Origin of the sequence: Brevundimonas sp., assembly GCF_029946145.1 — a bacterium.
GTDB lineage: Bacteria > Pseudomonadota > Alphaproteobacteria > Caulobacterales > Caulobacteraceae > Brevundimonas.
Genome location: NZ_JAQSDY010000018.1, coordinates 17,015 through 32,004 on the forward strand (window position 1 = coordinate 17,015; position 14,990 = coordinate 32,004).

At 68.8% G+C, this 14,990-nt stretch carries 13 protein-coding genes; 7 read left to right on the plus strand and 6 right to left on the minus strand.

Annotation, left to right across the window (positions count from 1 at the left end; genetic code table 11):
* Nucleotides 1-7 precede the first annotated feature (7 nt).
* Nucleotides 8-1,975: a peptidase M61 gene (locus PSV23_RS08375; RefSeq protein WP_300467823.1), complete on the plus strand. Its 1,968-nt coding sequence runs from the start codon at nucleotides 8-10 to the stop codon at nucleotides 1,973-1,975.
* 58 nt (nucleotides 1,976-2,033) lie between these two features.
* Here PSV23_RS08375 and PSV23_RS08380 read toward each other — a convergent pair whose 3' ends face one another.
* The 3 genes from PSV23_RS08380 to rplJ form a co-directional block, all read right to left on the minus strand.
* On the minus strand, nucleotides 2,034-2,708 hold the full coding sequence (locus PSV23_RS08380; protein WP_300467825.1) for a type 1 glutamine amidotransferase domain-containing protein: 675 nt from the start codon (nucleotides 2,706-2,708) through the stop codon (nucleotides 2,034-2,036).
* Between the two features lie 138 nt (nucleotides 2,709-2,846).
* The gene (gene rplL, locus PSV23_RS08385; RefSeq protein ID WP_300467827.1) at nucleotides 2,847-3,230 is read right to left on the minus strand and encodes a 50S ribosomal protein L7/L12; all 384 of its coding nucleotides are present in this window, start codon (nucleotides 3,228-3,230) and stop codon (nucleotides 2,847-2,849) included.
* A 66-nt stretch (nucleotides 3,231-3,296) separates the two neighbouring features.
* The gene (gene rplJ, locus PSV23_RS08390; protein WP_300467842.1) at nucleotides 3,297-3,812 is read right to left on the minus strand and encodes a 50S ribosomal protein L10; all 516 of its coding nucleotides are present in this window, start codon (nucleotides 3,810-3,812) and stop codon (nucleotides 3,297-3,299) included.
* A 365-nt stretch (nucleotides 3,813-4,177) separates the two neighbouring features.
* Here rplJ and PSV23_RS08395 point away from each other — a divergent pair, with 365 nt between their 5' ends.
* From PSV23_RS08395 to PSV23_RS08410, 4 genes are all read left to right on the plus strand, one after another.
* The gene (locus PSV23_RS08395; protein WP_300467829.1) at nucleotides 4,178-6,046 is read left to right on the plus strand and encodes a DUF4153 domain-containing protein; all 1,869 of its coding nucleotides are present in this window, start codon (nucleotides 4,178-4,180) and stop codon (nucleotides 6,044-6,046) included.
* 103 nt (nucleotides 6,047-6,149) lie between these two features.
* Entirely contained in the window at nucleotides 6,150-7,316 is a 1,167-nt protein-coding gene (locus PSV23_RS08400) for an aspartyl/asparaginyl beta-hydroxylase domain-containing protein (protein WP_300467831.1), read from the plus strand.
* 331 nt (nucleotides 7,317-7,647) lie between these two features.
* Complete coding sequence (locus PSV23_RS08405) at nucleotides 7,648-9,105, plus strand: sigma-54 dependent transcriptional regulator (protein WP_300467833.1); 1,458 nt, start codon at nucleotides 7,648-7,650, stop codon at nucleotides 9,103-9,105.
* A 211-nt stretch (nucleotides 9,106-9,316) separates the two neighbouring features.
* Nucleotides 9,317-11,908, plus strand: coding sequence for a TonB-dependent receptor plug domain-containing protein (locus PSV23_RS08410; protein WP_300467835.1), 2,592 nt, complete (start codon nucleotides 9,317-9,319; stop codon nucleotides 11,906-11,908).
* Here the strand turns inward: PSV23_RS08410 and PSV23_RS17460 are convergent.
* From PSV23_RS17460 to ykgO, 3 genes are all read right to left on the minus strand, one after another.
* The gene (locus PSV23_RS17460) at nucleotides 11,905-12,069 is read right to left on the minus strand and encodes a hypothetical protein (protein ID WP_370461026.1); all 165 of its coding nucleotides are present in this window, start codon (nucleotides 12,067-12,069) and stop codon (nucleotides 11,905-11,907) included. The two genes, PSV23_RS08410 and PSV23_RS17460, sit on opposite strands and share 4 nt — an antisense overlap.
* Nucleotides 12,070-12,263: 194 nt before the next feature.
* Nucleotides 12,264-12,539 (minus strand): DUF2312 domain-containing protein, encoded by a 276-nt coding sequence (locus PSV23_RS08420; protein ID WP_292130250.1) that lies wholly within the window; start codon nucleotides 12,537-12,539, stop codon nucleotides 12,264-12,266.
* Between the two features lie 184 nt (nucleotides 12,540-12,723).
* Entirely contained in the window at nucleotides 12,724-12,849 is a 126-nt protein-coding gene (gene ykgO / locus PSV23_RS08425) for a type B 50S ribosomal protein L36 (RefSeq protein WP_055832286.1), read from the minus strand.
* 161 nt (nucleotides 12,850-13,010) lie between these two features.
* Here ykgO and PSV23_RS08430 point away from each other — a divergent pair, with 161 nt between their 5' ends.
* Together PSV23_RS08430 and PSV23_RS08435 are read left to right on the plus strand one after the other, a co-directional pair.
* Nucleotides 13,011-13,415 (plus strand): DUF2200 domain-containing protein, encoded by a 405-nt coding sequence (locus tag PSV23_RS08430; RefSeq protein ID WP_300467838.1) that lies wholly within the window; start codon nucleotides 13,011-13,013, stop codon nucleotides 13,413-13,415.
* Between the two features lie 235 nt (nucleotides 13,416-13,650).
* Nucleotides 13,651-14,925, plus strand: a complete 1,275-nt coding sequence (locus tag PSV23_RS08435; protein WP_300467840.1) for a lytic murein transglycosylase — start codon at nucleotides 13,651-13,653, stop codon at nucleotides 14,923-14,925.
* Nucleotides 14,926-14,990 lie beyond the last annotated feature (65 nt).

Consider the following 14,990-nt stretch of genomic DNA (forward strand, 5'->3'; position numbering starts at 1 on the left):
GGACCATATGAAGATCCGCACCGCCGCCCTCGCCCTGCTGCTGACCTCGGCCGCCCTGCCGGCCCTGGCCCAGGTCCCGAACTCGCAAGCCGCGACACCCCTGCCCGTCCCGACCAGCCTGCCGCGCGCCCTGCCGCCGATCCCGGCCCCGCAGGACCGCGACTATCCCGGCGTCATCGGCATCCAGGCCGACCTGACCGACCTTGACCACAAGGTCATCCGCGTCCGCCAGACGGTCCCGGTCTCGGCCGGGCATCTGGTGCTGCAGTATCCGGAATTCATCCCCGGCAACCACGCCGACACCGGCCCGATCCAGCTGGTCTCGGGCCTGACCGTCACCGGCAATGGCCGGCGGATCGAATGGCTGCGCGACACCGTCGACCCTCACGCCTTCCACCTCGACATCCCCGCCGGCGTTTCGGAAATCCAGGTCGCCTTCGAATGGCTGACGCAGCCGGACAACGCCACCTGGCGCGTTGTCATGACCCCCGAGATGGTCAACCTCCAGTGGGAGAAGGCCCTGCTCTACCCGGCGGGTTACAACCACGACCGCATCACCTTCGCCCCGTCGGTCAAATTGCCCGAAGGCTGGAACTATGGCGTCGCCCTGACCACGACCGGCCGCGAGGGCGACGTCGCGACCTTCGCCCCCATCTCGCTCGAGCATCTGGCCGACAGTCCGATGTTCGCCGGCAAACACTATCGCCGCATCGACCTCGATCCCGGCGGCCGTTCGCCCGTCCATATGAACCTCGTCGGCGACACCGCCGCATCGCTGGTCGCGCCTGACGCGCGCATCGAGGAATACCGCTCGCTGGTCGACCAGGCCGACCGCCTGTTCGGGGCCCGCCATTTCGATCACTACGAATTCCTGCTGGGCCTGACCTCGAAGATGGGCGGCATCGGCCTCGAGCATCACCGCTCGTCCGAGAACACCGCCAGCCCGAGCTTCTTCACCGGCTCCGCCACCCCCGACTATGGCGCGCGCACCCTGCTGCCGCACGAATTCACCCATAGCTGGAACGGAAAATTCCGCCGCCCATCAGACGAATACGTCCAGAACTTCAACGTCCCCACCCAGAACAGCCTGATGTGGGTCTATGAGGGCCAGACCGAATACTGGGGCGACATCCTCGGCGCCCGTTCGGGTCTGGTCTCGAAGGACGAGGCCATCGCCAACCTCGCCGAGGTCGCCGGCTTCTATGACCAGCAACCCGGCCGTCAGTGGCGCGCCCTGCAGGATGTGAACAACCACAACCTGCTCGGCTATCGCACCAGCAATCCCTGGCCCTCGTGGATGCGCGGCACCGGCGACTACTACCGCGAGGCCCTGCTGATCTGGCTGGACGCCGACACCCTGATCCGCGAGGCCACCAACGAGCGCAAATCCCTCGACGACTTCGCCAGGACCTTCTTCGGCGTCGACGACGGCGTCTGGGAGGCCAAGCCCTATACCTTCGACGACGTGGTCGCGGCCCTGAACGCGGTCCACCCGCACGACTGGGCCACCTTCCTGCGCACCCGCCTCGACGCCGTCGGCCCCGACGCTCGCGCCCCGCTCGACGGCATCACGCGCGCGGGCTACCGCCTCGCCTATGTCGACGACCTGACACCGGTCGAAAAGCGCATCCAGTCCGGCTGGGCCACCGACTTCCAGTACTCGCTGGGCTTCAGCCTGAACCCGGCCAACCGCATCACCGGCGTGCGCTGGGGCGGCCCGGCCTTCGAGCAAGGCCTCGGCGCCGGCTGGGATCTGATCGCCGTCGGCGACCGCACCGCCTCGGCCGAGGTTCTGCGCGACGCCGTCACCGCGGCGAAGGGCGGCGGCGACCCCATCGTCCTCGTGGTCAAGCGCGGTGACGAATTCCGCACCCTGTCCTTCGACTACCACGACGGCCTGCGCTACCCGCGCCTGGTCCGCACCGAGGGAACCCGCGACCGCCTCGCCGACATCCTCGCCCCGCGGCGGCGGTGACTCCCGGCGGCAAAAGGGCCGGGCGACATGGCCCGGCCCTTCGCCGTTCGCGCCGGACCTACAGCAGTTTCAGCAGGGCCCCGGCCGCCTCACGCGACGAAGCCGGGTTCTGGCCGGTGACCAGCTTGCCGTCGGTCAACACATAGGACGCCCAGTCCGCGCCCTTCGAATACTCGCCGCCGTTGGCCTTGAGCATGTCTTCGACCAGGAACGGCACGATCTCGGTCAGGCCGACGGCCTCTTCCTCGCTGTTGGTGAAGCCGGCGACCCTGCGGCCCTTGACCAGCGGTTCGCCGTCGACGCCCTTCACCGACTTCAGCACGCCCGGCGCGTGACAGACCGCGGCCACAGGCTTGTCGGCCTTCACGAACGCCTCGATCAGGCTGATCGAATTCCTGTCTTCCGCGAGGTCCCACAGCGGTCCGTGACCGCCGGGATAGAAGACGGCGTCGAAGTCCGCCGCGCGGACGCTGTCCAGCCGCACCGTATGGGCCAGGACCTTCTGCGCGTCCTCGTCAGCCTTGAAGCGGGCGGTGTCCTCGCTCTGGGCGTCGGGTTCGTCGCTCTTGGGGTCGAGCGGCGGCAGGCCCCCCTTGGGCGAGGCCACGACGATGTCCGCCTCGGCGTCCTTGAGCGCATAGTAGGGCGCGGCGAATTCTTCCAGCCAGAAGCCGGTCTTCTTGCCGGTGTCGCCGAGCTGGTCGTGCGAGGTCATCACCATCAGGATGTTCATGGAGTCGGTCCTTCATTCGGGGCGTAAGACGGGATGGACCCCGTCGTCTGCCAGCCAGAACGAAAACGGGCCCGATGGTTTCCCATCGGGCCCGCGATATCGGGACGCAGGTCGCGTCCTCAAGCCATGAGGTCGATCTTACTTGATCTGGACCTTGGCGCCGGCTTCCGTCAGCTTCTTGGCGACTTCGTCGGCGTTCTGCTTGGAGACGTTCTCGACGACGTTCTGCGGAGCGCCTTCGACCAGGTCCTTGGCTTCCTTCAGACCCAGATCCGAACGCACGCCGCGGACTTCCTTGATCACGTTGATCTTCTTGTCGCCGCCGTCCAGCAGGACGACGGTGAACTCGGTCTGCTCTTCAGCAGCTTCGGCGGGGGCGGCGCCGCCACCGGCGGGCATGGCCATGGCGACCGGAGCAGCGGCGCTGACGCCCCACTTTTCTTCCAGCAGCTTGGACAGTTCGGCGGCTTCCAGAACGGTCAGTTTCGACAGGTCTTCAACGATTTTGGCGAGATCGGCCATGTGAGTTTTCCTTCGGAGGAGTTGTTGTCAGAGAGAGTTTTGCAGAGATGAAAGAGGCGGTTCCGCTTACGCGGCGTCCTTGGCGGCATACGCGCTGAACACGCGAGCCAGTTGGGAAGCCGGAGCTTGCACGACGCCGGCGATCTTGGTCGCGGGCGCATTGAGCAGGCCGAGCAGCGAAGCGCGGATCTGGTCCAGCGACGGCAGTTTGGAGAGAACCTCCACGCCCTTCGCGTCCAGAACCTTCTCACCCATGAAGCCGCCCAGAACCACGAACTTGTCGTTGGCCTTGGCGTATTCAGCGGTGATCTTGGCGGCCGTCACCGCGTCGTCGGCATAGGCGATGCCCACGGGACCCTTGAACAGGCCGTGGTAGTCGCTGCCTTCGGCGGCATCCAGCGCCTTGAGCGCCAGGCGGTTCTTGACCACCTTGAACGTGCCGCCGGCAGTACGCAGGCGTCCACGCAGGTCTTCCATGTCCGCAACGGTCAGACCCAGGTTGTGGGTCACGACCACGGCGCCCGCGTCGGCGAAGACGCCCTTGAGCGTCTCGATCGACTCGGCTTTTTGAGCGCGGTCCATTGCGGTCTCCAGTCTGGTATTCGCCGCCGGGCTTATTCCCGACGACGGATTGGCCAGTGCGCCGCGCATCGCTGCGAAGCGTTCAGGCCGGTCGTAATGTCCGAAGGAGGCTCGAACCCCGTGCGGCCCGGATACCGGGTCGACGATGGCCGTCTGCATCCCCATCTCCCCACGGCGCCAGAGGGCTCTCTGGCATTTATGGCCCGGGTGACCCCCAGACCCCGAAGTTCTCGGACAGGACCGCCGCGGCCGAAGCTGCGACGGAAGAGGCGCGCTCTATACACGGACCCGCGCAGAACTCAAGCGCCGGCTCTTCCCAAGCGTCGCCGATGGGCGTCAGATGCCGCGAAACCCGGGGCAGGACCATGACCGTACCAACCGACGACGCGCCGCCCGTTCCGTTGGAGGCGATGGGCCGCGACAGCCTCGGCCGCGACGCCGCGCCCTGGCTGGCGCCGGCGCGCCTGGCCATCGGCCTGCTGCAGGGCCTTGGCCTGTTCTGGCTGCACCGCGCCTCGGACGGCGTGGCGACCTGGCCCGCGACCCAGCCCCTGCTGTTCGGTCCCCTGCTGCTGGTCTTCGGCTTCCTGCCGGTCATGGTGCTGGCTGGCGTCGGCCGTCTGCGGCTGACGACCCTGGTCATCTGGACAATCGTCGCCGCCGTCGCATTGGTTTTGCTGGGCCTGCACGACATCGCCCGCCAGAGCGCCGAAACCCTGCAGGGCCCTCCCTTCCTGTCGCCGCCGGTCATCCTGTTCTCGGCCGCCGCCCTGTTCATAGCCCATCATCTGGTGGCCCCGGCCGACATGGAGCGCCGCCGCATCGCCGGTTACCCTGCCTATTTCGACACCGCCACCAAGTCGCTGGTGCAACTGGCCCTGTCGATCGGCTTCACCGGCGCCTTCTGGGCCCTGCTGCATCTCGGGGCGGCCCTGTTCCGGATTATCGGCCTCGACTTCCTTGAGGACCTGCTCCGCAAGGACTGGTTCTACATCCCGGCCACCTTCGTGGTCTTCGCCGTCGCCGTGCATCTGACCGACGTACGCGACGGCCTGATCCGCGGCGTCCGCACCGTGGGACTGATGCTGCTGTCCTGGCTGTTGCTGGTGATGACGGTGCTGGTCGCCGGATTTGTCGCCGCCCTGCCCTTCACCGGGCTGCAGGGCCTGTGGGAGACCGGCAGCGCCACGGCCCTGGTCCTGTCCGCCGCGGCCGCCCTGATCATCCTCATCAACGCCGCCTATCAGGACGGCCGCCCGGACAACCGGCCGCCGGCGGTGCTGCGGATCGCCGTGCGCGTCGCTGCGGTCCTGATCACGCCCCTGGTCGTCATCGCCTTCTGGGGCCTGGCCTTGCGCGTCGGCCAGTACGGCCTGACGCCGGACAGGATCATCGCCGCCGCCTGCGCCGTCGTCGGCGCCGCCTTCGCGGTCGGCTACGGCTGGGCCGCGCTCAGCCCGTTCTGGCGCAAGGGCGAGTGGATGCGGCCGCTGGAGCGCGCCACCATCTGGACCGGGGTCCTCGCCCTCGCCCTGATCCTGGCCCTGTTCAGTCCGCTGCTCGACCCCGCCCGGCTCTCCGTGACGGATCAGGTCGCGCGGCTCCAGCGCGGCGCGGTGACGCCGGACCGGTTCGACTACCATTTCCTCCGCTTCGAGAGCGGCAAGGCCGGACAGGCGGCTCTGGCCCGGCTCACCCGATCCGGGAACGCGGACATCGCCGCCCGCGCCCGTACGGCCCGGTCTGCGACCGACCGGTATGACGCCGCCGCGCTTCGCCCCCGCCCTCCTCAACTCATCGAGATGTCGCCGGCGGGTTCGGCCTTGCCGGCTGATTTCCTGACCTCAATCGAGGGCCAGGCGCTGCGCGGCTGCGACGCCGCGGGCGACTGCGTCGCCGCGCTGCAGGACGTCAACCGCGACGGGACGCCCGAGGTCCTGCTGGCCCGGGCCCATGGCGTCCAGGTCTTCGCCCGCGTCGACCCGACCCGCTGGACCGTCGTAGGGTCCTTCGATCCGGCCGTCTGCCAGGGACGGGAATCCGCCGACCTGCGCGAGGCGTTCCGCGCGGGTCGATCCGCACCCGTGTCGTCCGTCTGGCCCGATCTCGTCTTCGGGACCGACTCGCGCGCCCGGTTCACGCCGGATCCGGCGACGTGCGGCCGCGCGCCCGTCTCTGGCTGGCTTGACCGTTTCGGCGCCCGCGGGCCGGCGGCGGCGGCTCCGGGCGACTAGCCCCGCCACACCCGATCGCGCGCCGAATGCAGTGCGGGCCTTGACCCGCTCCCAATCCGGTTCATTACGTTCAGTTCATGAAATCGGGATCGGGGGAACCCGCGTGAACCAGGACGGACCACAGGCTGAACTGCTGCGCCGCGCCGCCGAAGCGCTGGCGCGCCGTGATCCGCAATCCGCCCTCGGCCTTCTGGATCAGGCCGACCGGATCGGTCCGACCCACAATGGCGCCCTGAACCGGGCCGTGGCGTTGCGGCTCATCGGCGACTTTAACGGCGCCCTGATGGTGCTCGACGACGCCCTGGCCATGCAGCCCTATGATTTTACGGCGCTGCTGGCCAAGGCCGCGATGCTGGAGAAGATCGGCAGGGCCCAAGCCGCCGCCGACGTCTACCGCAACGCGTTGAAGATCGCCCCGCCCCGCGACCGCTGCCCGCCCCCGCTTGCGGCGCAGATGGACCACGCCGACGGTGTCGTGCGCCGCCACGCCGAGGCCCTGCGCGACCACATGAAGCACGAGGTCGCCGCCCTTCGCGGCACGACCGACCCCGCCTCCCTCGACCGGTTCGACGAGGGGTTGGAAATCTACGCGGGCCTGAAGACCGCGCCGAAGCAGGAACCCCTGCTGCTCGACTATCCCCGCCTCCCGGCCATTCCCTTCTACGACCGCGCCCTGTTCCCGTGGCTCGATACGCTGGAGGCCGCCACCCCGGTCATCCAGGCGGAGCTCGAGGCCCTGCTGGCCTCGTCCTTCGACGAGTTCGCCCCCTATATCGCCTACCCGAAGGACGCCCCCGTCAATCAGTGGGGCGAGCTGAATCACTCGCGCAAATGGAGCTCGCTCTGGCTGTGGCGCGACGGCGAACGGCAGGATGCGGTCTGCGAACGCTGCCCCCGGACAGCCGCCCTGCTTGAGTCCCTGCCGATGTGCCGTCAGGAGGGGTTCGCCCCGACCGCCGTCTTCTCGGCGCTCCAGCCCCACACCCACATCCCGGCCCATACCGGCTCGTCCAACGTCCGCCTGCTGACCCACCTGCCGCTGATCCTGCCCGGCCCGGCCCGTTTCCGCGTCGGCAATACGGTGCGGGACTGGAAGATGGGTCAGGCCTGGGTGTTCGACGACACCATCGAGCACGAGGCCTGGAACGACGCCGACCAGATGCGCGTCATTCTGATCTTCGACATCTGGAACCCGTGGCTGACGGACGGCGAGAAAGCCCTGATCACGGCCATGATGCAGGCCCGGCGCGGCTTCACGGGCGAGGGCTGAGCCTCACCTCCCCATTCGCGTAGGCGAATGGGGAGGACAGGTCGGCGCGTCAGCGACGACCAGGAGGGGACGACGCCGACGGATGTGATCTGAGCCAATCGGCCTCCGCCGGCGTCGCCCCCTCCTGACCGCTGCGCGGTCTGTCCTCCCCATCGGCCTTCGCCGATGGGGAGGTGACGCCTCAGCCCCGGCTCCCCCCCCCCCCCCGTTAACCCACCGCTCACCACCCCGCACAACCCGATCTTCACCTTGTGGGGCGTAAAAACGTCCCGGAATGAGCCAGTCCCGCTTCAACGAGGGCCGGCCGCAACGTGATGATGAAGGGCACCCCATGGCCAAGACCGTTCTCGTGGTCGACGACGATCCGACCCAGCGCCGCCTCGCCCAGGCCGTGCTGGAGCGCGAAGGCTATGCCGTCGTCCACGCCGAATCCGGCGGCGAGGCCATCGACCGCCTGACGAAGGGCGGCGGCGCCGACGTCGTCCTGCTCGACATGGTCATGCCGGGCATGAGCGGCATGGAGGCCCTGGCCGAGATCCGCACCGCCGGCGTCACCACCCCCGTCATCGTCCTGACCGCCTCGGGCGGCGTGGACGCGGTGGTCAAGGCCATGCAGGCCGGGGCCCAGGACTTCTTCGTCAAGCCGGTCTCGGCCGAGCGCCTGCTGGTCGGCGTCTCCAACGCCCTGCAGATGACGCGCCTGACCGCCGAGGTGGGACGCCTGAAGAAACACGTCACCGGCCGCACCTCCTTCGACGATCTGGTGGGGAACAGCCCGCCGATGCGCATGGTCAAGTCGCTGGGCGCCCGCGCCGCCAAATCCTCGATCCCGGTCCTCATCACCGGCGAAAGCGGCGTCGGCAAGGAAGTCATCGCCCGCGCCCTGCACGGCGCCTCGGACCGGTCGGGCAAGGCCTTCGTCGCGGTCAACTGCGGCGCCCTGCCCTCGAACCTGATCGAGTCCATCCTGTTCGGGCACGAGAAGGGCGCCTTCACCGGCGCCCACGACAAACACCCCGGCAAATTCATGGAAGCCAACGGCGGCACCCTGTTTCTCGACGAGATCGGCGAACTGCCGCTGGACATGCAGGTCAAGCTGCTGCGCGCGCTTCAGGAAGGCGAGATCGACCCGGTCGGCGCCAAGCGCTCGGTCAAGGTCGACGTCCGCATCGTCTCGGCCACCAACCGCGATCCGGCCCAGCAGGTCCGCGAGGGCGCCTTCCGCGAGGATCTGTTCTATCGCCTGAACGTCTTCCCGATCGAGGCCCCGTCCCTGCGCGAACGCCGCGAGGACATCCCCGCCCTGGTCGACCACTTCGTCGCCCGCTTCAACGTCGAGGAGGGCAAGCGTATCGCCGGCTGTTCGGGCGAGACCCTGGCGCTGCTGTGCGCCTTCGACTGGCCCGGCAATGTCCGTCAGCTCGAGAACGCCGTCTATCGCGCCATCGTTCTGGCCGACGCGCCGTTCCTTCAGCCGCACGACTTCCCGGCAATTTCAGGCCGGTCGTCGCCCCTGGCTCACGAGGATGCGGCGGGTCACGCAGCGGCCGGGGCCGGAACCGGCGACATCGACCTGCCGCCCCTGCCCGACACGCCCATCCGCATCCTCGACGACCGCGGCCATCTGCGCACGCTGGAAGAGATCGAGCGCGACCTGATCCAGCACGCCATAGAGGTCTATGCCGGCCACATGTCCGAGATCGCCCGTCGCCTCGGCATCGGCCGCTCGACCCTCTACCGCAAGGTGCGCGAACAGGGACTGGAAGGCAGCCTCAAGGAGGCCAGCTAGGGCAGGACCGGCGCGGCCCCGGGTGACGCAATTCGGCAACGTCCCTGCAAAGCCCGCAGTCTGACCAAAAGTTCATTGGTCAGAGACCGCGCAAACCCCGAAGACGCGTGGGCTGCGCGCACCCACAACCTTTGGTTTCCTTGCTGAAACGCGACGGAAACATGGGCGGGCGACGTTGCAGCTTCGTCGTCCTCCCCCGAAGGCCCTTCGCATGCTCCTCGTCACCACCGCCCTGTCCGGACTCATGGCCGGGGCGATCCAGACCGCGCCTCCGCAAACCGCTCCGCAAACGCCGCCGGCCGCAGCGCCCGCCGCGACCGCGCCGGCCGTCGCGGACGATGACATCACGGACCTCGGTACGGTGGACACGACCGGCGCCCGCGCGCGCGGCAGCGTCAATTCCGACATCCCGCCCGATGTCACCCTGACCGCCGAACAGATCCAGGCCTATGGCGCCGCCAACATCGCCGAACTGCTGACCTATCTGGAACCCCTGACCCGCAGCTCGCGCGGCCGCGCCGACGGCCAGCCCGTCTTCCTCGTCAACGGCCGCCGCATCTCCGGCTTCCAGGAAATCCAGGGTATCCCGACCGAGGCCATCGAACGCACCGATATCCTGCCCGAGGAAGTCGCGCTGCAATACGGCTATCGCGCCGACCAGCGCGTCGTGAACTTCGTGCTCAAGGCCAATTTCCGTTCGGTCTCGGGCGAACTGACCGGTCGCGCCCCGACCCGGGGCGGCCGCACCACCGCGGAGATAGAAGGCAACGTCCTGCGCATCGCCGGCGCCACCCGCTGGTCGATGGACGCCGAATACGAACGCTCGACGCCGCTGTACGAATCCGAGCGCGACATCTTCCGCGAGCCCGGTGCGACCCCCGACGACCTGATCGACGACCTGGGCGCCTATCGCACCCTGCTGTCAGCCAGCGAGCGCAGCACGGTCCGCGGCACCGTGAAGCGCGACATCAACGGCACGACCCAGGGCACCATCAGCGGCAGCCTGCAGAACCTCTCCAGCCGCGGCTTCAACGGCCTGCCCGGCGGCGTCCTGACCCTGCCGGCGGGCAATCCATTCTCGCCCTTCGCGGACGACGTGCTGGTGTTCCGCTACCTCGACGCCGCCGATCCCCTGGCCCGTGAGACCGATACCCTCACCGGCCGCGTCGCCGGCGTCCTGGACGGCTATATCGGCGAGGACTGGCGCTGGACCCTGACCGGCTCCTACGATCGAATCGAGACCGACACCTTCACCGGCCGCGGCTTCGATACCGCGCCGTTCCAGGCCCGCCTGACCGCCAACGATCCGGGCGCCGATCCGTTCGGCCTTCTGACCCCCGCCGACTTCACCCGCCTGTCCGACGACACCGCCAGCTCCGTGTCGCAGGTGCTCAGCGCCGAGGCCGTGCTCAACGGCGACGTCTACGACCTGCCGGCCGGCGGCGTCTCCTCGACCTTCACCTTCACCGCCGACACCCGCTCGCTCGATTCCACCAGCGTCCGGTCGGGCGTGACCATCGACCGGTCCCAGTCGCGTGACCGCTTCAACGGCCAGGCCAGCTTCGGCATCCCCATCGCCAGCCGCCGCCAGGGCGTCCTGCCCGCGCTCGGCGACCTGTCCGCCAATTTCAACGTCGGCTACGAAGAGCTGTCGGACTTCGGCGGCCTGTCCACCCTCGGCTTCGGCGTCAACTGGTCGCCGATCGAGCCCGTGTCGCTGCTGATCAGCTACACCGACGAACACGGTGCGCCCACGATCTCCCAGCTGAACGACCCGATCGTCGGCACCCCGAACGTGCCGGTGTTCGACTTCGCCACCGGCCAGACGGTGTTCGTCACCCGTATCGACGGCGGCAACCCCGACCTGAACTCCGACAACCGCAAGGTCTGGAAGCTGGGAGCCACGCTCAAGCCCTGGTCCGAGACCGATTTCCGCATCCAGTCGACCTGGACGTACAGCCTTACGGAAGACGCCATCGCCGCCTTCCCGACCCTGACGCCGGACCTTGAGGCCGCCCTGCCCGGCCGCTTTGTTCGCGACACCGGCGGCAATCTGGTCTCCTTCGACGCCCGGCCGCTGAATTTCGACCGCTTCGAGCGTCAGGACATCCGCACCGGCTTCAACTACTCCCGCGCCTTCGGCACGCCCAATCCGAACGTGACGCCCCTGCCGGGCATGCCGGGCGGCGCGCGCCCGGCGCCGGGCGGCGCTCCGGTGGTGATCCGTCAGGGCGGCGGCGACGGCCCGCGTGGCGGCCCCGGCGGCGGCATGCAGATGCGCATGGGCGGCGGCGGTGGTCGCGGCGGCGGCATGCAGCCCGGCCAGGGCCGTTTCAACCTCTCGGTCTATCACACGGTCCGTCTGCAGGATGAGATCGTCATCGCCGACGGCCTGCCCGTGCTCGACCTGCTGGACGGCTCGGCCACCGGCAGCCGCGGCGGCACGTCCCGCAACGAGATCCAGGCCCAGGCCGGCGTATTCAAGAGCGGCATGGGCGCCTTCCTCCACGGCAACTGGCGCGAGGGCACCCGCGTCGATGGCGGAACCGGCCCCGACCTGGCCTTCTCGGACCTGACTACAATCAATCTACATGTCTTCATCGACCTGGGCGGTCAGGCGGCCTGGGTGGAGAAATATCCCTGGCTGAAGGGCTCGCGCGTCCAGTTCGGCGTCCAGAACATCTTCAACAGCCGTCTGGAGGTCACCTCCAGCGCCGGTGACGCCCCGCTGAACTACCAGCCTGACTATCTCGACCCGCAGGGCCGGACCGTCAGCCTGACCTTCCGCAAGATCCTGTTCTAGGTCTGGTCGCCGCCCGGGGCCTTGCGCCCCCGGCGGCGCTTCGGCGTCCCGCCCTTCGCCTTGGCGGCGATCTCCTTCAGCTTGCGGCCCTGCATGGCCGAAAGCGCCTGCCCCGGCGCGCCCAGCTCCGGGTCGCCGAAAGCCCGCCCGTGGGTCTTCACCCGCTCGCTGACCGAGTCGATGAACTCGCCCTCCCATTCGGACAGCGAAACGCCCGCCTTCTCGGCCGAGCGGCGGGCGCGTCGTAGTGCATTGAGGGCCGCCCGCTGGGCCGCCTTGCGTTCGGCCTCGAACGGACTGGCGGGCGGTTTCCTCGAACCGCCCTTGCCCCCGCCGAAGCCGGTTCGCTTCAGGGTCAGATCTCCCCGAGCGCCGCCAGATACAGGTCGAGGATCGCGTCCTCTTCCTGCCGTTTGGCCTTGTCCTGCTTGCGGATGCGGATGACCTTGCGCAGGATCTTGACGTCGTAGCCCTCGCCCTTGGCCTCCAGGAAGACCTCCTTCATGTCGGCCATGACGGCGGCCTTGTCCTCTTCCAGCCGCTCGATGCGCTCGATGATGGTGCGCAGCCGGCCCTGGGCGGCCGAGGTCAGGACGTCGGGCGAGGAATCGAAGGAAGCGTCGTCGGCCAAGGGAGTACTCCGGGTAACACGCCCTCAAACAGGCCGAAGGCCGATAGGGCAACAAGAATTCAAAGGGACGCTAACCACGCCGGGGCGCGGGACTCAACGACCGCTGGGGGCAGACGCGAAAAAGGCTGCGGACAAGTCCGCAGCCCTTGAAATTTCGAACCGCGCCGTCAGGCGTGGAAAGACCTTAGCCCTGCTTCGCCTTGAAGCGCGGGTCGGTCTTGTTGATCACATACACAACACCCTTGCGGCGCACGACCTTGCAGTCGCGGTGGCGGGTCTTGAGCGACTTGAGCGAGCTGCGGACCTTCATGGTCGTCGTCCTGAGGCAAAGCAAAACAGAAAAGCCGCGGGAAGAACCTGCGGCGGAGCGGTGCGTATAGAGAGGCTTCCCGGAATCGTCAACCACCGACCGGCGTGACTTTGCGGACGGTTGCGGCAGACTGCAGCACGACGCCCCGGAACGAGCCGATCATGACCGACGACCACCGAATCTACCGGATGAGCTTCGCCAGCATCTATCCCCTCTACATCGCCAAGGTGGAGAGGAAGGGACGCACCAGGGACGAGGTGGACCAGATCGTCCGCTGGCTGACCGGCTTCACCCAGGAAGAATTCCAGACCCAGCTGGCGAACAAGTCGGACGTCCGGACCTTCTTCGCTGAAGCGCCCCGGCTGAATCCGGCCCGAACCCTGATCACCGGCCTGATCTGCGGCATCCGCGTCGAAAACATCGAACAGCCGCTGATGCGCGAGGTTCGCTACCTCGACAAGCTCACCGACGAGCTCGCCAGGGGGAAGGCGATGGAGAAAATCCTGAGGAGCCAAGGCTCTCCTCCCCCTCCGTGCATCCCCGCGAAGGCGGGGACCCAGGCTTGAGCGGCAGGCAGGACGGCGAATGAACCGGCGTGATATCCAGCCCCGGCGGGGAGGCCAAAAACCTGGGTCCCCGCCTTCGCGGGGATGCACGGAATTGATACGCACCAGCTCAATCAGCGAGGCGCCGAGCGCCGAGCGGTAGCACCACCAGGATGGCGCGCGTATTGCAGCAACGCTTGTCGCCCTCGCGCACTTGTTATGACGGGGCGGCCGCCGGGGACTCTACAGCTACATCATGCGTATCAGCCTTCGCCTCCTCCTCATCGCCTCCGTCGCCGCCTGCGCCCCCATGCTGCCCGAGGCGCCGCCCGTGCGTCCGACCCCGGCGCCGGCGCCTGTTCGTCCCGCCGTCCCGGCTCCCACGCCGGCCCCGCCGCCCGCGAATCCCGCCGACCAGGCCGGCTTCGAGGGCTGGAAACAGGGCTTCCTCGCCCGCCACGGCGGCGTCCGCCGCGACGCCTACGCCCGCGAGCTGGCCGGCCTGACCCCCGACCCTTCCGTCATCCGCCTCGACGGCAACCAGCCCGAATTCAGCCGCCCCGCCGGCGCCTATATCCAGTCCGCCGTCTCGGCCACCCGGATCGCCCAGGGCCGCCAGCGTACCGACCGCGTGCCATGGGAGGTCGTCCAGCGTTTCGGCGTCCCCGCCGAGATCCTCGTCTCCATCTGGGGCAACGAGAGCAGCTACGGCGCCGTTCAGGGCGACTATGACGTCATCCGCTCGCTGGCCACCCTCGCCTTCGACGGCCGCCGCCGCGACTGGGCCGAGGCCCAGCTGAAGGACGCACTCGATATCGTCGTCGACGGCCGCCGCGACCGCGCGGGCCTCAAGGGCAGCTGGGCCGGCGCCATGGGCCAGACCCAGTTCATGCCCGACAACTATCTGCGTCTCGGCGTCGACCAGAGCGGCGACGGCAAGGTCGACATCTGGGGCTCGGACGCCGACTCCCTCGCCTCCGCCGCCAACCTGCTCGCCCAGGCCGGCTGGAAGCGCGGCCAGAGCTGGGGCTATGAGGTCATCCTGCCCGCGGGCTTCGACTACGCCGAGGCTGAGGGCCCCCGCCACGACTGGCGCTACTGGTCGCAACGCGGCGTGACCCTGGCCCGCGGCGGCGCCCCCACCGACGCCGAAGCGCTCGAGGAGGGCGTCATCCTCCTGCCCCAGGGCGCGCGCGGCCCGGCCTTCCTCGCCCTGCCGAACCACTATGTGATCCGCCGCTACAACAACTCGGTCTCCTACGCCTTGGCCATCGGCCTGACCGCCGACGGCATCGCCGGCAAGCCCGGTCTGGTCGGGACCTGGCCCGACGACGCGCCCCTGTCGCGCGACCAGCGCATCGGCGCCCAGCGCGCCCTCACCGCGCTCGGCTACGACACCCAGGGCATCGACGGCGTCGTCGGCGCCAACACCCGCGCCGCCTTGCGCCGCTGGCAGATCGCCTCGGGCCGGCTGGCGGACGGCTATCTGACCGCCGACCTGGCCGACGAACTGATCCGCCGGGCGGGGTAAGGACTGCCCCCGTCCGTGCATCCCCGACGCGTGGACCCTCCCTCATCCGTGCATCCCCGCGAAGG